The organism is Kitasatospora sp. NBC_01250, assembly GCF_036226465.1.
Taxonomy (GTDB): Bacteria; Actinomycetota; Actinomycetes; order Streptomycetales; family Streptomycetaceae; genus Kitasatospora.
Map to the genome: position 1 here is coordinate 6815732 of NZ_CP108476.1, position 17815 is coordinate 6833546.

Consider the following 17815-nt stretch of genomic DNA (forward strand, 5'->3'; position numbering starts at 1 on the left):
ATCGTGAGTACCGAAGCGTACGTCTACGAGGCGATCCGCACCCCGCGCGGGCGTGGCAAGAAGGGCTCCCTGCACGGTACCAAGCCGATCGACCTGGTGGTCGGCCTGATCCGGGAACTGCGCGCCCGGCTCCCCGAGTTGGACCCGGCGGCGATCGACGACGTGGTGCTCGGCGTGGTCAGCCCGATCGGCGACCAGGGCTCCGACATCGCCCGGATCGCCGCGATCGCCGCCGGGCTGCCGGACACGGTGGCCGGCGTCCAGGAGAACCGCTTCTGCGCCTCCGGCCTGGAGTCGGTCAACCTGGCTGCCGCCAAGGTGCGTTCGGGCTGGGAGGAGCTGGTGCTGGCGGGCGGCGTGGAGTCGATGTCGCGGGTGCCGATGGGCTCCGACGGCGGCGCCTGGGCGATGGACCCGATGACCAACTTCGAGGCCTCCTTCATCCCGCAGGGCATCGGCGCCGACCTGATCGCCACCATCGAGGGCTTCACCCGCTCCGACGTGGACGCCTTCGCCGCCGAGTCGCAGGCCCGCGCCGCCAAGGCCCAGGCGGACGGCCTCTTCGACCGCTCGGTGGTCCCGGTGCGCGACCGCAACGGCCTGGTCGTGCTGGAGCGCGACGAGTACCTGCGCCCCAGCACCACGGCGCAGACGCTGGCCGGCCTCAAGCCCGCCTTCGCGGGCATCGGCGAGGCGGGCGGCTTCGACGCGGTGGCGCTGCAGAAGTACCACTGGGTGGAGCGGATCGACCACGTGCACACCGCCGGCAACTCCTCCGGCATCGTGGACGGCGCCTCGCTGGTGGCCATCGGCTCGCCGGCGATCGGCGAGCGCTACGGGCTGCGCCCGCGCGCCCGGATCGTCTCGGCCGCCGTCTCCGGCTCCGAGCCGACCATCATGCTCACCGGCCCGGCGCCGGCCACCCGCAAGGCGCTGGCCAAGGCGGGGCTGACCGCCGCGGACATCGACCTGGTCGAGATCAACGAGGCCTTCTCGGCGGTCGCGCTGCGCTTCATCCGCGAACTCGGCTTCTCGCACGAGCAGGTGAACGTCAACGGCGGCGCCATCGCGCTCGGCCACCCGCTGGGCGCCACCGGCGCGATGCTGCTCGGCACGCTGATCGACGAGCTGGAGCGGCGCGAACTGCGCTACGGCCTGGTCACCCTGTGCGTGGGTGGCGGCATGGGCGTGGCCACCATCGTCGAGCGCATCTGACCCCCCTTCCTGGATCCCGGAGACAATTCCCATGAGCGAGCTGACCGTTATCCGCTGGGAGCAGGATCAGGAGGGCGTGGTCACCCTCGTCCTGGACGATCCCAACCAGTCCGTCAACACCATGAACGCCGCCTTCACCACCGACTTCGAGGCCGCGGTGGAGCGCCTGGCGGCCTTCGAGGGCCTGCGCGGCGTGATCATCACCTCCGCCAAGAAGACCTTCTTCGCCGGCGGTGACCTGCGGATGCTCTCGAAGGTCGACGCCGAGGGCGCCGCGGAGTTCTTCGAGGGCTCGCTGCGGCTCAAGCGCGCGCTGCGGAGCCTGGAGACCCTGGGCAGGCCGGTGGTCGCCGCGATCAACGGCAGCGCGCTGGGCGGCGGCCTGGAGCTGGCGCTGGCCTGCCACCACCGGATCGCGCTGACCGCGCCGGGCAGCAAGCTCGGCTTCCCCGAGGTGACGCTCGGCCTGCTGCCGGGTGGCGGCGGGGTGGTCCGCACGGTGCGACTGCTCGGGCTGGCCGACGCGCTGCTCAAGTGGCTGCTGACCGGGCGCCAGTACCGCCCGGCGGCTGCCGTCGAGGCCGGCCTGGTGCACGAACTCGCCTCCGACAAGGATGAGTTGCTGGCCAAGGCGCGGGCCTTCATCGCCGCCCACGAGAGCGCCGAGCAGCCCTGGGACGTCAAGGGCTACAAGATCCCCGGCGGCACCCCCGCCACCCCGGCACTGGCGGCCCAACTGCCCGCCTACCCGGCCAATCTGCGCAAGCAGCTGAACGGCGCCCCCTACCCGGCCCCGCGCAACATCCTGGCGGCCGCGGTCGAGGGCAGCCAGGTGGACGTGGACACCGCTTTCGTGATCGAGGCCCGCTACTTCACCGAGCTGGTCGGCGGGCAGACCGCCAAGAACATGATCCAGGCCCTCTTCTTCGACATGCAGGCCGTCAACTCCGGTGCCTCGCGACCGGCTTCCGTGCCCGAGCGCCCGGTGCGCAAGGTCGCGGTGCTCGGCGCGGGCATGATGGGCGCGGGCATCGCCTACTCCTGCGCCAAGGCGGGGCTCGAGGTCCTGCTCAAGGACGTCAGCATCGAGGCGGCCGAGCGCGGCAAGGCCTACTCGGCCGGGCTGCTGGACAAGGCCGTGGCGCGCGGACGCAGCACCGCCGAGCAGCGTGCCGAACTGCTGGCCCGGATCACCCCGACCGCCACGGCCGCCGACCTGGCCGGCTGCGACGCGGTGATCGAGGCGGTCTTCGAGAACGTCGAGCTCAAGCAGCGGGTCTTCCAGGAGATCCAGGAGGTGGTGGACGCCGACGCGCTGCTCTGCACCAACACCTCCACGCTGCCGATCGGCCTGCTGGCCAAGGGCGTCGACCGGGACGCCGACTTCATCGGCCTGCACTTCTTCTCGCCGGTCGACAAGATGCCGCTGGTGGAGATCATCAAGGGCGAGCGGACCGGGGAGGAGGCGGTGGCCCGGGCCTTCGACCTGGTGCGCCGGATCGGCAAGACCCCGATCGTGGTGAACGACTCGCGCGGCTTCTTCACCTCCCGGGTGATCGGCCGGTTCATCAACGAGGGCGTGGCGATGCTGGGCGAGGGCGTCGACCCGTCCTCCATCGAGCAGGCCGCCGCCCAGGCGGGCTACCCCGCCAAGGTGCTCTCGCTGCTGGACGAGCTGACCCTCACCCTGCCGCGCAAGATCCGCGGCGAGGCCCGCCGGGCCGTCGAGGAGGCGGGCGGGGTCTGGCAGCCGCACCCCGCCGACGCGGTGATGGACCGGATGCTCGACGAGTTCGAGCGCCCCGGCCGCAGCGGCGGCGCGGGCTTCTACGACTACGACGCGGACGGCCGCCGGCTGGGCCTGTGGCCCGGCCTGCGCGAGCACTTCACCCGCCCCGAGGTGCAGGTGCCGTTCGAGGACCTCAAGGAGCGGATGCTCTTCGCCGAGGCGCTCGACTCGGTGCGCTGCCTGGAGGAGTCCGTGCTGACCTCGGTCGCGGACGCCAACGTCGGCTCGATCCTGGGCATCGGCTTCCCGGCCTGGACCGGCGGGGTGCTCCAGTACATCAACGGCTACCCGGGCGGCCCGGCGGGATTCGCCGCCCGCGCCCAGGAGTTGGCCGCCGCCTACGGCGAGCGGTTCGCGCCGCCGGCGCTGCTGGAGCGAGTGGTCGCCGAGGGCGGGACGTTCAAGGACTGAGCGCCGCCCCACGCACCCGGGAGCCCCCGGCCCGACCTCTTCGCAGGTCGGGCCGGGGGCTCCCGGCTTTGATCATGTGTCAAACATCCCTATGGGGCAGGCTTTACATGGTTTTGGTCGCCCAATGGGGCAGCCTTGGGAGAGAAGAGACCGTTCCGTTGCCCGTCCGATTACGGTTCGTTGCGGACGGGTCGTGGACGCGGCCCGCCAGACTCCGGAGGTGCTCAACATGCGACGTGCCCTGACCAAGTTCGGTAGTCTCGCGGCGGTTTCGATGCTCGCGGTGGCGTTGGCCCAGCCCGCCCAGGCGGCGCAGCCCACCGTGTCGGTGCGCCCCGCGGACGCCACCGCGCCGGCCTACTTCGAGTTCACCGACAGCTCGGACACCATGGTGATCCAGCTCACCGACCCGGCCAAGATCCAGGAGGCCCGGTCCATCCTGAGCGGCGCGCAGACCGACCCGACCCACGTGATGGGGACGATCGTGAAGAGCCCCGCCCCGTACAACAAGCCCTGGAACTTCACGCTCGACCCGAACTCGATCACCTTCTTCAGCATGGCGATGGAGGCGTGCGACGGGAACATCGCCTTCGCCAACGCCAACCTGGACCAGGTGGGCGGCTCGCTCTTCCCGCACAGCACCTTCTGCCCCTGGCACTCCCAGCTGACCCGCGAAATCCCGGCGCCGCAGGGCAGCTGACCCGGCGGGCCGAGGGCCCACGGACCCGGGCCGGTGCCGGGCGGGCGAGCAGCCCCCGGCGCCGGCCCGGCACGGTGTCCTCAGGCCGGCCGTGCGGCGCGGTAGGTCTCCAGGACGAGCTCCACCGCCCGGAAAGGGTGGCTCCGACCGCCGGGCGCGGGCAGCGCCTCCTCCAGCACGACGCCGCCGGAGTGGCGCGACAGCCACCGTCCCAGCACCTGCAGGTGCAGCGCGTTGCCGAGGTCGACGAACTGCGGCTTGGGCCGCCGCAGGTAGCCGTCCGGGTCCGCGGCCGGCCGGGCCGGCGGTGTGGCCGGCTCGGGGCGAAGGAAGAGCTGTTCGGGCAGGCCGAGCAGGGTCCGCCAGCGTGCCGTGGCGGCCACCGGCAGCGCGGGGCCGGTGGAGAGGTCGGCGCGCAGCGCCTGGACCACGCCGGCCGGCAGGTGCCAGCGGCGCCGGCGCAGTACGACGTGACGGTGCCGCAGCCGGGGCGTGCGGAGCACCCGGCCGCCGGGAGCCGCCAGCGTGTACCGGGGCACCAGGGACCGCAGGCGGACCGCGCCCTGCGGGTGGTCCGCGAGCAGCGGGGCGATCCGCTGCGGCAGCCGCACCGGGGCGAGGAAGCCGCCGTACAGGACGTCGAGCAGCTCGCCGGTGGCCCGCAGCCGCAGCCGGAGCTGATCGCTGTCCCGGTCGTGGACCAGGTCCAGCTCCGACTCCGCGAGCGAGGACCAGCGGCGGTCGGGCCCGATCTCGTCGGGCACCAGCAGCGGGTGCAGGTTGGCGTTGAAGCCGCCGACCGGGCGGATCTGGGCGGCCCGGGCCTGCTCCGGCAGCCCGTGCCGGATCTGCCGGGCGACCTCCGCGGTGGCCACGGGCTCCATGGCGTCCAGGAAGCGGCTGGTGAACCGGCCCCAGCCGGCGTACAGGTGGTTGACGCAGAGCAGGCCGTCGGCGCTGTCCCGCTGGAGGAAGAACGCGTAGCTCGACGGGCGGGCCAGGATCCAGGACGGGAGCCGCTCGCCGAGCCCTCGGAGCAGGTCCGCGGGCAGCACGGCGTCGGTGTCGGCGCCGCCCGGGTCGGTGCCGGAGTCGGTGCCGGAGTCGGGGACGGCCGGCCGCATCCGGTCGATGAGCAGTCGGCGCACCGCCGCCAGTTCGCCGTATCCGCTGGGGAGTTCGCCCTCGCGCTCGTCCTGGGGCGGCAGTGCGGCCAGCCGGCCGGCCTCGGCCCAGGCGGCGTCGACGACCGGGCCGAACTCCCACGGGTGGTGGCAGACGCCGCCGGCCCCGTAGCGGTCCACGAAGCGGTCGCGGGCGATCCGGCGCATCACCTGCCCCGCGTCGAAGAGTTCGGCCAGGGCGGTCGCCTCGCCCAGCGCCTCGTGGTCGGCGCGGTCGAGGAGGCCGCCCAGCCGCAGCGGACGGCGGGCCACCACGTCCTCGGACAGGACGTTCAACGGCGCGCTGTGCTCGGGGACCGGCCGGCCCGCGCGGGCCAGCAGGTCGGTCCAGCGATCGGCGAGATCGGTGAGCAGGGCCGGCCGCAGGTCGGCCGGGGCGGTGGCGAACCGCCGGGTGCGCTCGGCGATCGCGTCCACCCGGTCGGCGAGCCCGGTGTCCTCGGGGGCGGTGCGCAGCCAGCCGGCGACCTTGGCCAGCGGGTCGCGGTCCTGCGGGTCGACCGGCTCGGCGGGAACCAACAGGCCCGCACCGGCCAGGCGTTGCAGGTAGCCGGCGGCAGCCGCCACAGCCCCGGTGTCCTCGGTGTCCTCGGTGTCCTCGACTTCCTCGGTGACCTGGGCGGTCCCGTCCGGGCGGCGGTCACCAGGGTCCCGGGTCCCGCTCAGCCGGTGCGCCAACTCCCTCAGCGGGCGCGGGTCCGCGCCGAGCGAAGCGAGGGAGGCCAGCGGGCCGCCGGCCGGCAGCCCGATCTCCTCCTCCCGGGTGGCCAGGTAGCGGCCCCCGGCGAACACCACGGTGCTGCGGGAGAAGCAGGCGCGGCCCTCGACGGTCCGCGCGGAGCTGGCCAACCGGTGCGGCAGCGCGGCGCGGCGGCGCGGATCGTCCAGCAGGGCCTGGCACAGTGCGCCCACCAGGGTCCGGCTGGCCCGGACCACCGAGGCGGGTGCCGCGGCGGGCAGGTCGGCCTCGCCCCAGTCGGTCGCGGCTGCGGTCGCGGGGGTGTCCAGGAGACCCCACCCGACCGCCGTGAACCAGGAGAGCGGACTGGTCCTGGTGCCGGCCCGCAGCGCGTAGCGCAGGACGTTCGGTTCCTCCTTGCGGGCCCTGCGGTCGGACCCGGCGTCGCCCGCGCCCGTCCGCGTCAGTGCCCGCAGCAGGTCGGAGCTGGTGAGCGCGACCGCCCGCAGGAGCGCCGGTTCGCGGCACAGGGCCGACAGCGCGGCGCGCTCGGCGGTCAGCGCGGCCTCGGCCGACGCGGCCAACTCGTCGAGCAGCAGGGCCTGCTGCTCGCGCAGCGTCAGCCAGCGGGCGAGCTGCGGCAGCCGCTCGGGCAGGTCGCCCAGCCGGCCCAGCAGTTCGGCACGCGGTTCGCGCCCGTTGTGCAGCGCGCGGCGCAGCGGCAGGACGGTGTCGCGGTGGAACGCCTGCGGGTGGCCGCCCTGGCTGGCGTACAGGGTGTCGCCCAACACCGGTAGCAGGGAGGCTGTTTCGGCCTCCAGCTCGGTCAACTCGGCCAGCAGGGCGCGGAACGCGGAGGCAGGACGGCTCTGGGCGGGCTGGCACAGCAGGTTCGACCGCGCCAGCGCGTAGGGCGCCGACCGGACGCGGTAGCCCCCGGCAGCGGAAGCGGGCGTCGGGGTGGGGCGGCGGCCGGGATCGCCGTCGGTGGCGCCGGGCCTTGCGGAATGCGGCATCGGTGGGTCCCGTCGACATCGCGGGCCCTGGTGCGGCCCTGGTGCGGCCGTGCTGCGGCTGTGCTGCAGCCGTGGTTCGGCCGTGGTTCGGCCGTGCTGCGGCCCGGTGCGGGCCGCACGAGGAGCCGTGCGACCCGCACCGGTCAGCGACCGTGTGCGCCCTGGACGGTCAGACCGCGGCCGGAGGCCGCGAGACCACCGGCGGAATGATGGCGCAGGAGGACGAGGACTCGCAGGAACACGCGCCCTGGGACGCTCCGTTCTCCGGCAGCGCGGCGGTGTCGCGCAGCGAGGTGACGGTGAGGGAGCTGAGGTCCAGGTCGAAGTCCTGGAGGTCGAAGCTCGGCTGTGCGGTGGTGTCGGACATAGCGGTCTCCCTGGATGAACGTTGACGAGGTACACCTGGGGTGGAGCCGAACGGTCCGCGGACTGGGACGACTGTAGTCCTGCGAACCGGATGTCACGGTGGTGACTGAGCGAGCCAAGGTTACTGCGTGACGTTAGCTGGTGTGTGTGGTTTTGATCGATCCAGTCATCTGAGTTGACGAATCGTCATCGGCCGAGCCCCGGTGCTCGACCACTACCTCGCGGGTCCGCAGCGCACGGGCGTTGCCGGTCGGCCCGGCTGACCGGCGGCATCCGGGCTGGTCCTCAGGCCCCCAAGCGCTTCAGCCGGTCCAGGTAGTCCGCCGCCGCCCGGGTGTCGCCGGCCGGGGCGATGAGCGCGACGTGGCTGTCGGGCCGGACCAGCACCAGCGCGTCCTCGGTGATCCCGTAGGCCGAGCGGGCGAGCCCGTGCTCGTCGAGGACCTGTCCGGCCGGCCCGTGCGGTCCGTCGGCCACCTGGTACGCCCGCAGACTGTCGCTGCCGTGCTCGGCGGCCGTCTCCCGCAGGGCCCGCGCCGCGCCCGGGCCGAAGCCGAGGAGGGTGAAGTGCGGTCCGGCGAACAGCTCGAAGAGGCGGACCGGGGCGCCGGTCGCGGCGTCCCGGCAGGGCGCGTCCGGGGCGCGGTCGCCGGGCTGCAGCCGGGCGTCGTGCGCGTCCTGTTCGTCGTGCCCGCTCTGCCCGCTCTGCCCGTCCGGCGCGTCCGGCTTCTCGCGGCCGACGGCGAGCGAGCTCCACCGGTAGCCCAGCCCCAGCGTGTTCGTCTCCGGGGTGAACACGGAGTCCAGGCCGCCGCCCGGCTCCTTGATGGCCTCCAGGGTGGCCTGCAGGCGCTCCGAGGTGATGTCCAGCGTCCAGGCGGCGATGGGCAGGCGCTCCTCCTCGTAGGTGTCGAGCAGGCCGGGCCCCGCCTGCCCGGTGAGCACCAGGGCGAGCTTCCAGCCCAGGTTGAAGGCGTCCTGGATACCGGTGTTCATGCCCAGTCCGCCCGCGACGGGGTGGACATGCACGGAGTCCCCGGCCAACAGGACCCGGCCCACCCGGAAGCGGTCGACCATGCGCACGTTGACCCGGTAGGTCGACAGCAGGGTCGCGTCGGCCAGCCGGAGGCCGGGAATCCTGGCGTGCCGGTCGAGCAGCCGCTGGAAGCCGTCCCGCGAGGGTGCGAGCGGCTCGCCCTGCGCGTCCCGCTCGGGCGAGGCCTGGAACCACCAGCCCGCCCGGGTGCCGGGGATCGGGCAGAGCATCACTCCGCCGTCCTCGTCGAGCCACTGGTGCCAGTAGCCGCGGTCCGGCCCGTCCAGCTCCACGTCCCCGCAGACCATCACCAGTTCCTCGGCCGTGCGGCCGGCCAGCGGGACGCCCAGCAGCTTGCGGGTGGTGCTGTGGGCGCCGTCGCAGCCCACCAGGTAGCGCGCGTCGATCTGCCGCCCGTCGGCGAGGACGGCGGTGACCCCGGACGCGTCCTGGGTGAACCGGACCAGCTCGGTGCCCAGTTCGACCCGCACGCCGTGGTCGGCCAGCCGGGAGCGCAGGATCTCCTCCAGCCGCCACTGGGGGAGCAGCCACGGCCGGTCGTAGGGCGCGTCGGGGGTCGGCCTGGAGCCGAGGAACGGCTGGGCGTCGGCGACCGGCTGTCCGTGCCGGTACTTGCGCATGGTCAGCGGGGCGGTCCCGGCGGCGAGCACCTCGTCGACGACACCGAGGTCCGCGAGGACCTCGAGGCTGCGGGGGTTGGGCCCCTTCGCCCGTGAGCTGCGCGGGTGCTCGGGCGACTTCTCGATGATCCGCACCGCGATGCCGCGCCGCGCCAGGTCGCAGGCCAGGGTCAGCCCGGTCGGTCCGGCCCCCACGATCAACACGCTGGTCATCCGTACTCCTCCGCCGCGTCTCGTCCGTCTCGTCGTCGTGCTGGGTCCACGAAAACGCAACCGGGGCAAAAAAGCAACCCGGTAATGAAAGAGACTCGGTCATACTCCCTCAGGAGCGGATCGCCGCGCGTTCGAACCGGACGGTGAGCAGGGTCGGCACCAGCGCCACCCAGAACAGCACCTGCGGGACGGTCCGTTGGGACCACGGCACGGTCACGACCAGCACGGCGGTGAGCGTGCACCAGGCCGACTGTGCGACGACCAGCCGCGCCCAGCCGACCTGCCGGACCAGTGACCACAGGCTCATCCGCACGCCGGTGCGCAGCCGCCGGTAACGGCGCCAGGCGCCGAAGCCCCAGACGGCGGCCATCAGGGCGAGCCCGTAGAGCCGGGTGCCGAGCGGTCCCGGCAGGGCCGTCGGGTCGTCGCCGGTCGGGAAGACCCGTCCGGCGAGGGCCGCGATCACCGCGCAGAGCAGCGCGAGCCAGCGGGTGCCGCGCAGCATCCGGAACACCGCCGCGTCCAGGCCCCTGCGCAGCCCGGCGTCCTGCGGGTCGGCGGCGAGTGCGGTGGCGTACGCGTCCGCGGCGGCCGGCAGCCTGGCGCCCGCGCCGGTCAGCGGCGGCCCGGCGGCGTCCTTCGCCGCGTGTGCGGCCAGCTCGCCGAGCGCCCAGGCGTTCTGCGGGTCGATCCGCAGCGTCTCCAGCAGCGCCTGCCGCAGCACGTCCGCACGGCCGTTCACCAGCGCGGCCTTCCACAGCGCGTAGTGCGCACCGGTCTCCTGCGGCCCGAGCCGCACGGCCTGCGCCGCCGCGTCGAACGCCTCCGGCCAGCGCGGCTGCCAGGCGATCAGGGACTCCGAGAGGGCTGCGAACCCCTGCCAGCGCTGGGGGTCGATCCGGACCGCTTCCTGTGCCGCGGCCAGCGACTCGTCCGGCCGGCCGAGCCGCCGCAGCGCGTACGCGCGCACCTGGTGGGCGTCGAAGTCCTCCGGCGCGAGGGCGAGGGCCTCACCGGTGGCGGCGAGCACCTCCTCGTACTCCCGGACCGACAGGTGGCAGCGGGCCAGGCGCACCCAGCCGCGCACGTCGGTCGGGTCCTCGGCGAGCCGCCGGGCGAGCAGGACGCGGGCCTCGTCGAAACGGTCGAGCTCCATCAGGGCGGCTGCCTGCTCGACGAGGGGGTGCGGTGCGGTCACAGCTTCCGTGCCTTCTTCAGGTAGGCGAGCAACTCGTCGTACAGGCCGCCCTCGTTGGCGAACATCGCCACGTTGCGGGCCGCCGCGAACCACGGCTCGGTGGACGGGCGGATCGCCTTCGCGGCGCCCAGCAGGTCCTTGGTGTTGATCATGCGGACGGTCCCGGTACGGGCGGAGTCGAGCAGCGCCGACTCGGCCGCACTCTCGCAGACGTGCGCGAGGTCGGCGCCGGAGAAGCCGTCGGTCGCCTTGACCAGCTTCGCCAAGTCGACCGACTCGATGGGGCGTTCGCGCAGGTGGTAGCGGAGGATCGCGTCCCGGGCCGGGCCGTCGGGCGGCAGCACCAGCAGCGTGCGGTCGAGCCGGCCCGGGCGGCGCAGCGCGACGTCCACGTCCCAGGGCACGTTGGTCGCGGCGAGCACGAACACCCCGTCGTTGACGTCGTCGACGCCGTCCAGCTCGGTCAGCAGCTGGTTGACGGTGGTGCGCATGCCGTTGTGCTGGGTGCGGCTGCGCTTGGCGCCGAGGGCGTCCAGCTCGTCGAGGAAGAGCACGCACGGCGCCTTGCGGCGGGCGGTCTCGAAGACCTCGTGCATGTTGCGCTCGGAGTTGCCGATCCACATGTCGAGCACGTCGTTGATCGACACGGAGACGAAGTTCGCGCCGAGCTCGCCGGCGACGGCCCGCGCGATGAACGTCTTGCCGCAACCGGGCGGCCCGTACAGGAGCAGCCCGCCGCGCAGGCTCTTGCCGTACAGCCGACGCAGCTCCGGGTTGCGCATGGGTGCGAGGAAGGCGGCCTCCAGGCGGTCCTTGACCTCCTGCATGCCGCCGACGTCGGCGAGTCGCACCGAGCCGGGTGCGTCGGGCGCCGCCACGTCGTAGGCGCTCACCCGGGCGGTGCCGGTGGTGGTGGCGGTGCCGCCGTCGACGGCGAGCGGGGCTTCCTTGGCGTCGGGTCCGGGGCCGGGGCCGACGTCGGTGGCGGCGTAGGTGTCGGCGCCGGGGCTCACGGCGAACCGGGGCGGGACGGCGTCGCCGACCTCCTGCTCGGCGGCGGCCCAGTCGAACCCGGCGCGCTGGCTGGGCGGTTGGAGCGGTGCTACGGGCTGCTCGACGGGTGCCGCGGGCTGCTGGACGGGTGCCGCGGGCCGCTCGACCGCCGGCCCGCCGCCCATGGCGCGCGCCATCACGGCCCGCGCCTGCGCGTCCCCGGGCGCGTGACTGAGCGCAACGGCCGCCTCCGTCACCGCCGCGTCGCCGTACCCGGCGTCGAGCAGCAACTCGGCGAGGTGCAGCCGCAGGGGCACGTCCTGGGGCGCCGCAGCCACGGCCGCGCGCAGGCTGCCGATCAGCGGGGGCTCGGCGGTCGGGGGACGGTCGGGGGTGTCGGGCGTCGCGTCGGGCATGCCCCCACCCTACGAACCCGTCATACGCCCACGTCAACCAGGTTCCGCCTGACCGGGAGGCGGCCTAACGCGGGGTCAACTCGGCCATCGTTTCCACGGCCTCGCGGACGTCCGGGTGTGGGTCGCCAGCGAGGGCGGCGAGCAGCTCCGCCACCCCGGGGGTGCGCCAGCGGCCGACCGCCCAGACCAGCTCCTCCCGCACCGCGGGGTCGGGATGGCCTGCCAGGAACGCCAGTTGGGCGATCGGACCACGTCGGCGCATGGCGAACCAGTGCAGCGCCTCGCGCAGCACCGCCGGGTCGCCGGGTTCGCCCGCCGCCGCGATCCTGGCGAGCAGCACCCCGACCGGCGGCGGCGGGCCGTCCAACGGATGCGGCAGCCGTTCGAGCAGCCGCCGCGACCCGTAGCCGCCGCGCACCCGGCAGCCGAAACAGGTGCAAGGGCGTGTGCCGTGCGCATCCGGTACGTACCGCCACCCCGTCACCGGCGAGACGCCGCGCACCCGGTGCACCTCCCGGGGCCGGATCGCCCGGGGCACGAACACCTCCCACCCGCGCGGGTCCGCCAGCGCCGCGATCCGCCGCACCGCCTCCGCCGCGCGGACGGTCTCCTGGGCCCCGCGCACCCGGTCCCCGTACCGCCCGACCAGTACCCGCTGCTCGTCGTCCAGCCGCACCTGCACGGCCACCAGCCCGCCTCGACTGCCGAACCGCGCCAGCTCGCGGGTCCACTGATGGGTGAGGGTGTACGACGCCAGCGCCGGGAAGCAGTAGGCACCACGCGCGCCGCCCTGCCCATGGCTGACCGCCCGGATCCCGGACCGCCGGATCCGCGGAACGGTCGCCGCCGACGTCAAGTGCACGAACATGGCCATGGCTTGGGATGCTAGGTGATCGTCCGTGGGGGAGCGACGGGTTATTCCGGGCCGGGGCGGAAGGCACCGCGCACGAGGCGCGGCGCCTTCCAGTGGATGCCGGATGCCGGATGCCGGCTGACGCATCCGATCCGATCAGGCGGCGATCAGGTACCAGCCGCCGAGGCCGCTGCACATGCTCGCGTTCGGGGCACCCTGGCGGAAGCCGGCCGGGACGGGCTGGTAGGGGCACATCCACAGCCCGGCGTGGGCCACTTGCATGTACCACGAGCCGATGTTGCCGCAGCCGGAGTCCATGTGACCGGTGTTCACGTAGCCGGGGGGAATCGGCGAGCCCGCGCAGGTCCACTGGGCGGGGCGGACCAGTTGCAGGAACCAGGAGTCGATGCCGCTGCAGCCGACGGCGTTGTGCATGGTGATCACGTAACCGGGCGGGATCGGCGAAGTGGCGCAGGTCCAGATCCCGTCCTGCACGGGCTGCATGTACCAGGCGCCGGCCTGGTTGCACGCGGCCGGCGCGCGCTGGGTGATCACCCAGCCCGCCGGTATGGGCGTGCCGGGACAGACCCACCCGGGGGACACGTGCGGTGCGGCGGCGGCCGGTGCCGCCAGGGGCGCCGCACTGGCCGTACCGGCGGCCGTGCCGGTGATGACGGCCAGCAGCAGCGCGACCACCCCCACCGCCGCGGCGAGCCGGCTCCGGGCCGGCGCCAACCATGAACGACTTTGCAGGCGAGGATACTTGAGGTTCACTTCACACACCGGTCCAATCGAAACGGTTCGACGAAGCGCCGCACGACAGCTGCGCGGCGCCGGGACTGTGCAGATGGCATGACCTACGCGACGTGACCGGAAAGCGACATGACGGTCCGTCAGATATCGCCCTCCGGCCACTAGAGTGCCATTGGATCGTTCCAACTGTCTAGCGAAAGGACGACAGCGATGGATCCTGATGCCCGGACCAGGGCCGCACTGCAGGAGCACTGGCGAGCGTCGGACCGTGGGGAGACCGAGGCCGAGCACGCCGTCTACGCCGCCGACGCGATCCTCGACTACCCCCAGTCGGGCGAACGCTTCCGCGGCCGCGCGACGATCGCGGCCCAGCGCGGCGGGCACCCGGCCGATCGGCGCTTCACCGTCCAACGGATCACCGGCAGCGGGGACCTGTGGGTGAGCGAGTGCGTCATCACCTACGACGGGGTGCCCAGCCACGCGGTGAGCATCATGGAGTTCGCCGACGGACACGTGGTCCACGAGACGCAGTACTTCACCGACGCCTTCGCCGCCCCCGACTGGCGCGCGGCGCTCGCGGAACCGATGCCGGGCGGGGGCGACGCCGGGGCTTGAGCCTGACCGGGAATGACGACCATGGGAACTGTCGCGCCAGCGAAGCACTCACCTGCCGCCAGTCAAGGTCGCCCACGGCGTAGATGTTGTACCTCGAGCAGGTGATCGGCCCGCCCCCTTGACCGGGTGCGGGCCGTCTGATCACTGAGCTATTCGGTTGCCTTTGCAGGCGGCCAGATGTCGGACAAGCTCGCACCGGCAGGTGCGGCTGCCTCCAGGAACTGCTGCAACTCGTACACCAGCAGCACCCAGTACCTTCCGGTGTCGGCGAGACTGCGAACGACCCTCCGGGCAAGGGCCAGCTGTCGCTCCATGTCCCGGTCGAAGTCGCGCACGACCAGGACCGACTGGTACCGGTCGAAGGGGATGCCCCGGTCCTCGTCGAAGTCATGCGTGAGTTGGAGTTCCAGCGCTGCCCGGTCCAGCTGCGCCGAGTAGTCGACGCCATCGCCAGTGCGCCGAGCGAGAGCCCTGCCACAGGACGCCTCAAGGTCGGTGACGATGTCCGCCTCGGGCGACGCGGCCTGGATGAAGACATAGTGGTACATGCTTACGGTGGTCCCTATCGCCGGGAGATCGGCCGCGTGGTCGGTCGTACAGATGACGGTGCGCCGGCCCAGTCCTTTCTGGATTGGGCCGGCGCACCGTTCAGGCTGGGAGCTGCACAGGGATCAAGCTGTGCGATGAGTACAGCAGAACCTCAACGGCGGATGCTCACCACTCGTACGTGTAGGTGGCACGACGGAACGGCTGGGAGACAGCTGCCAGGCGCTGACGCGGCCAGATGTCCTCCTGCTCGTTCAAGCTCAGGTCACCATCGCGCCGTAGCAACCAGATGACCTCGGACTGAAAGTTCAGGACTGCATCACCCTGGACCCTCTCCAGCAAGCCGGACGCGAGTCGGACCATGTCGTCCTGCTGTTCGTCGATTCCTCGGCGAGCGCCCTCAGGAAGCAGGCGGGCAGAACTGGTCTTCTTTCACGTGTCGGAAAGAAGATTGGACGGAGCTACCGAGATTCCCCGTTCTGCATACTAGGGGACAGTCCGCAGAATCCGGCCTCGGCTAGGGCACTCGACCGCTCGCGCGATCTCATCACGGAGGAAACGTGGCACCCATCCACCCGAAGAAGTCAGTGGCCCGCACCCACGGCGTTGGGTGCGAGCCACGCTTGCCCCGAAGGCGGGTGCAAGACATTGGCAAGGCAGAAAGATTGCGCCCGCAGCTGTGCGGGGAGCGCCCGACCGCGACCCGACGCTCCTGCACGGCTCACATCAATGACTATCGCGGCATGGATCGCGCGTACTCCTGGCGCAGCTGATCCCACATCCTGTCCTGCTCTTCGCCGAGGTCGGGGAACCTGCCACCGGCTCGTTCAACCAGCACGGAGGCTGCGGCGATGAAGTCTCGTGTCAACGCGCGGAGCACCGGATGGGTAGCGGAGCTGTATTCGCGGAGCATCTCCGTCACAAACTTCTCGAAGATAGGGAGATCGATTTCGCATTCGTCCTCGATGATGTCATCAAGGCCGGAAGTGAGCCGAAATGCTGTAGCTGCCGCCTCTGCTTGTCCCTTGAAAAGATGACCGATCCTGATTGCGGGACTCCACAGGACATTGTCTTGGATCTGGAATGTGCAGCTCATTTTGCCCACCTTACTGAGACGTCCACGCCGGGATTTTCGGCCTTCCACTGCTCAACCGACTGCTCTACGGCGGATTTAAACTCGGCGGTCGCTCCGGGTTCGGTGAAATCGATGCCCATGGGAGCATTCTCATATCCGGAAAGATACTGACGGGCACGGACATAGGAGTCAAGCTTCTTGACAACATTTTTCTGGAGCCAGCTCTGGATATTCATCCGAGGATCCTGTCCGGTGGCCGTCTTCTCCTCCCAAAGGGTCCCCTTCTCCACGCGATCGATGTCAGTGATCGTATCCGAGAAGTTGTTCGGATCATCGACCCTATATTCCCTGTCGCCCTCCCGGATCGGGCGGATCCGATTGGACAACGGTACATCGTTGCTCCCGGAACCGTTTGCGGTCCTGGCGTCTCGGAGTGCGTCCCCCAGGCCCTTGCCGAACTTCCTGGCGCCATCGCCCATCATGCCGGCCCCGACGCCCACGCCGGCGGCGCTCACGGCGGCGGCGGGGACACCGACCTCGCAACCGACGCCGAGGGTGATGACACAGAAACCGCCGCTGACGACGAATCCGCTCGCACCTGCGTCCACCATGATGAAGCCGCCCGCGATCTGAGCGCCACCCTGCCAGAGGTCGGGGTTCAGGAAGGGGTGGAGGACGTGCGCGACCTTGTTGGCCTTGTCGTCAAGGTAGTTGAGGCCGCTGTGCACCCAGGCACTGATGCCGCTGTCCTTGTGGGCCGCCTGCTGGGCGTCTTCCTGCTGCTGCTTCCACTGCAGCCACTTCTTGCGCTGTTCGTCGGTCTCCTTGATGATCCTCTGGTCTTCGGCCTCCCGGTCCGCCTTCTTCTTGGCCCAGGCGTCGGCCTGTTCCTTCTTCTTGGCCTCCAGCCAGGCCTGCCACTCCTGCTGCTGCTTGTCGACGGCGGTGGCGTAGGCGGACCGGGCATCCTGGTCGGCGGCTCGGGCGTCCTTGCCGGCGTCCAGTGCGGAGTAGCGGGCCGACCTGACCACGAGCGCCGGGCAGGTGGCCGACGTCGTGCAGCTCATCCCGCGTCAGGACCGCGACCTGGTCATGGCGAAGCTCTCCCACCCCGTCTTCGGCATCACCCCGGCCGCCATCGCCACCAGCGAACCGAAGGCGGGCGAGGCACTGACGGTGACCGGCTACGGCCGCACCAAGGACGAGTGGATCACCACCCGGCTGCACACCGGCGCGTTCACCATCAACCCCTCCACCGGAACACCCGCCGCCGCTACCACGATCGGCATCAGCCCCAAGACGGATGCCACCGTCTGCAAGGGCGACACCGGCGGACCGGCCCTGCGGGAGACGAACGGCACCGTCGAGCTGGCCGCCGTCAGCAGCCGCTCCGGCCAGGCCGGTTGCATCAACGAGAGCGGCACCCGCACCGGCGCCGTCGAGACCCGCGTCGACGACCTCTCCGGCTGGGTGAGCACCGCCGCCAACCAGGGTGGTCCGCTGCTGGCCCCAGGCACCAAGATCGCCTCCGGCCAGAGCGTCGCGGGCAAGGACCTGCAGCTCACCATGCAGGGTGACGGCAACCTCACCGTCACCCACCGCGGCATCCCGGGCGGCGTGCTGTGGAGCACCAAGACCGCAGGACACCCCGGCGCCTGGGCCCAGATGCAGACCGACGGCAACCTCGTCGTCTACGCCCCCGACGGCAACCCCGCCGCCGGCACCGGCGCCCTGTGGGCCAGCGCCACCTACCCCAACTCCGGTGCCTACCTCCGCCTCCAGGACGACGGCAACCTCGTCCTCTACCGCAAGAGCGACGGTGCGGCCCTGTGGTCCAGCGGCACCCCCGGCAACCCCGGCGCTTGGCTGGCCATGCAGTCCGACGGCAACCTGGTCGTCTACCGCGACGGCGGCGGAGGCGGCACCGGCAGCCTCTGGAACACTGGCACTTTCTGGGCCGCCGGCGCCTACTTCAAGCTCCAGGACGACGGCAACATCGTCGTCTACAAGAAGGAGGGCGGCGAGGGAATCGGCGGCGCCATCTGGAGCCCCAACACCCGCGCCTGACAGGTGCGTGCCGCCCTGCCGGGGCGGGAGCGCTGCACCACCGGGGCAC

General features: G+C 72.0%; 16 protein-coding genes. 5 read left to right on the plus strand and 11 right to left on the minus strand.

Annotated features, from left to right (window positions below; all coding sequences use genetic code 11):
- The first annotated feature begins 3 nt into the window (after positions 1-3).
- The 3 genes from OG500_RS28890 (at position 4) to OG500_RS28900 (ending at position 4115) form a co-directional block, all read left to right on the plus strand.
- Positions 4-1215, plus strand: coding sequence for an acetyl-CoA C-acetyltransferase (locus OG500_RS28890; protein ID WP_329584344.1), 1212 nt, complete (start codon positions 4-6; stop codon positions 1213-1215).
- A 31-nt stretch (positions 1216-1246) separates the two neighbouring features.
- Entirely contained in the window at positions 1247-3415 is a 2169-nt protein-coding gene (locus tag OG500_RS28895) for a 3-hydroxyacyl-CoA dehydrogenase NAD-binding domain-containing protein (RefSeq protein WP_329584345.1), read from the plus strand.
- A gap of 229 nt (positions 3416-3644) precedes the next feature.
- Positions 3645-4115 (plus strand): BP74-related protein, encoded by a 471-nt coding sequence (locus tag OG500_RS28900; protein ID WP_327069775.1) that lies wholly within the window; start codon positions 3645-3647, stop codon positions 4113-4115.
- Positions 4116-4195: 80 nt separating this feature from the next.
- Here OG500_RS28900 and OG500_RS28905 read toward each other — a convergent pair whose 3' ends face one another.
- The 7 genes from OG500_RS28905 to OG500_RS28935 all read right to left on the minus strand — a co-directional run bounded on the left by OG500_RS28905 (position 4196) and on the right by OG500_RS28935 (position 13445).
- Positions 4196-6994 (minus strand): lantibiotic dehydratase, encoded by a 2799-nt coding sequence (locus OG500_RS28905; RefSeq protein ID WP_329584348.1) that lies wholly within the window; start codon positions 6992-6994, stop codon positions 4196-4198.
- Between the two features lie 169 nt (positions 6995-7163).
- The gene (locus OG500_RS28910) at positions 7164-7361 is read right to left on the minus strand and encodes a thiazolylpeptide-type bacteriocin (protein ID WP_327069777.1); all 198 of its coding nucleotides are present in this window, start codon (positions 7359-7361) and stop codon (positions 7164-7166) included.
- 284 nt (positions 7362-7645) lie between these two features.
- A complete protein-coding gene (locus OG500_RS28915; protein WP_329584351.1) occupies positions 7646-9250 on the minus strand; it encodes an FAD-dependent monooxygenase in 1605 nt (534 codons plus the stop codon).
- Positions 9251-9359: 109 nt separating this feature from the next.
- Positions 9360-10448: a tetratricopeptide repeat protein gene (locus OG500_RS28920; RefSeq protein WP_329584353.1), complete on the minus strand. Its 1089-nt coding sequence runs from the start codon at positions 10446-10448 to the stop codon at positions 9360-9362.
- Positions 10445-11857 (minus strand): ATP-binding protein, encoded by a 1413-nt coding sequence (locus OG500_RS28925; RefSeq protein ID WP_329584355.1) that lies wholly within the window; start codon positions 11855-11857, stop codon positions 10445-10447. The genes OG500_RS28920 and OG500_RS28925 overlap by 4 nt, the downstream gene beginning before the upstream one ends.
- A gap of 64 nt (positions 11858-11921) precedes the next feature.
- Positions 11922-12731 (minus strand): HEAT repeat domain-containing protein, encoded by an 810-nt coding sequence (locus OG500_RS28930; RefSeq protein WP_329584357.1) that lies wholly within the window; start codon positions 12729-12731, stop codon positions 11922-11924.
- A 135-nt stretch (positions 12732-12866) separates the two neighbouring features.
- Positions 12867-13445 (minus strand): hypothetical protein, encoded by a 579-nt coding sequence (locus OG500_RS28935; protein ID WP_329584359.1) that lies wholly within the window; start codon positions 13443-13445, stop codon positions 12867-12869.
- 228 nt (positions 13446-13673) lie between these two features.
- Here OG500_RS28935 and OG500_RS28940 point away from each other — a divergent pair, with 228 nt between their 5' ends.
- The gene (locus OG500_RS28940) at positions 13674-14078 is read left to right on the plus strand and encodes a nuclear transport factor 2 family protein (RefSeq protein ID WP_329584361.1); all 405 of its coding nucleotides are present in this window, start codon (positions 13674-13676) and stop codon (positions 14076-14078) included.
- Positions 14079-14227: 149 nt separating this feature from the next.
- Here the strand turns inward: OG500_RS28940 and OG500_RS28945 are convergent, their stop codons facing one another.
- The 4 genes from OG500_RS28945 to OG500_RS28960 all read right to left on the minus strand — a co-directional run bounded on the left by OG500_RS28945 (position 14228) and on the right by OG500_RS28960 (position 16766).
- Positions 14228-14626 (minus strand): hypothetical protein, encoded by a 399-nt coding sequence (locus tag OG500_RS28945; protein WP_329584363.1) that lies wholly within the window; start codon positions 14624-14626, stop codon positions 14228-14230.
- A gap of 166 nt (positions 14627-14792) precedes the next feature.
- The gene (locus OG500_RS28950) at positions 14793-15035 is read right to left on the minus strand and encodes a SitI3 family protein (RefSeq protein ID WP_329587807.1); all 243 of its coding nucleotides are present in this window, start codon (positions 15033-15035) and stop codon (positions 14793-14795) included.
- 322 nt (positions 15036-15357) lie between these two features.
- Positions 15358-15720 carry a DUF6086 family protein gene (locus OG500_RS28955; RefSeq protein WP_329584365.1) on the minus strand — a complete coding sequence of 121 codons (363 nt, stop codon included), beginning with the start codon at positions 15718-15720 and terminating at the stop codon, positions 15358-15360.
- Positions 15717-16766, minus strand: coding sequence for a hypothetical protein (locus OG500_RS28960; protein ID WP_329584367.1), 1050 nt, complete (start codon positions 16764-16766; stop codon positions 15717-15719). Before OG500_RS28960 ends, OG500_RS28955 begins: the two co-directional genes overlap by 4 nt.
- Between OG500_RS28960 and OG500_RS28965 the strand changes: the two genes are divergently transcribed.
- Positions 16756-17766: a trypsin-like serine protease gene (locus tag OG500_RS28965; protein ID WP_329584369.1), complete on the plus strand. Its 1011-nt coding sequence runs from the start codon at positions 16756-16758 to the stop codon at positions 17764-17766. The two genes, OG500_RS28960 and OG500_RS28965, sit on opposite strands and share 11 nt — an antisense overlap.
- The last annotated feature ends 49 nt before the right edge of the window (positions 17767-17815 follow it).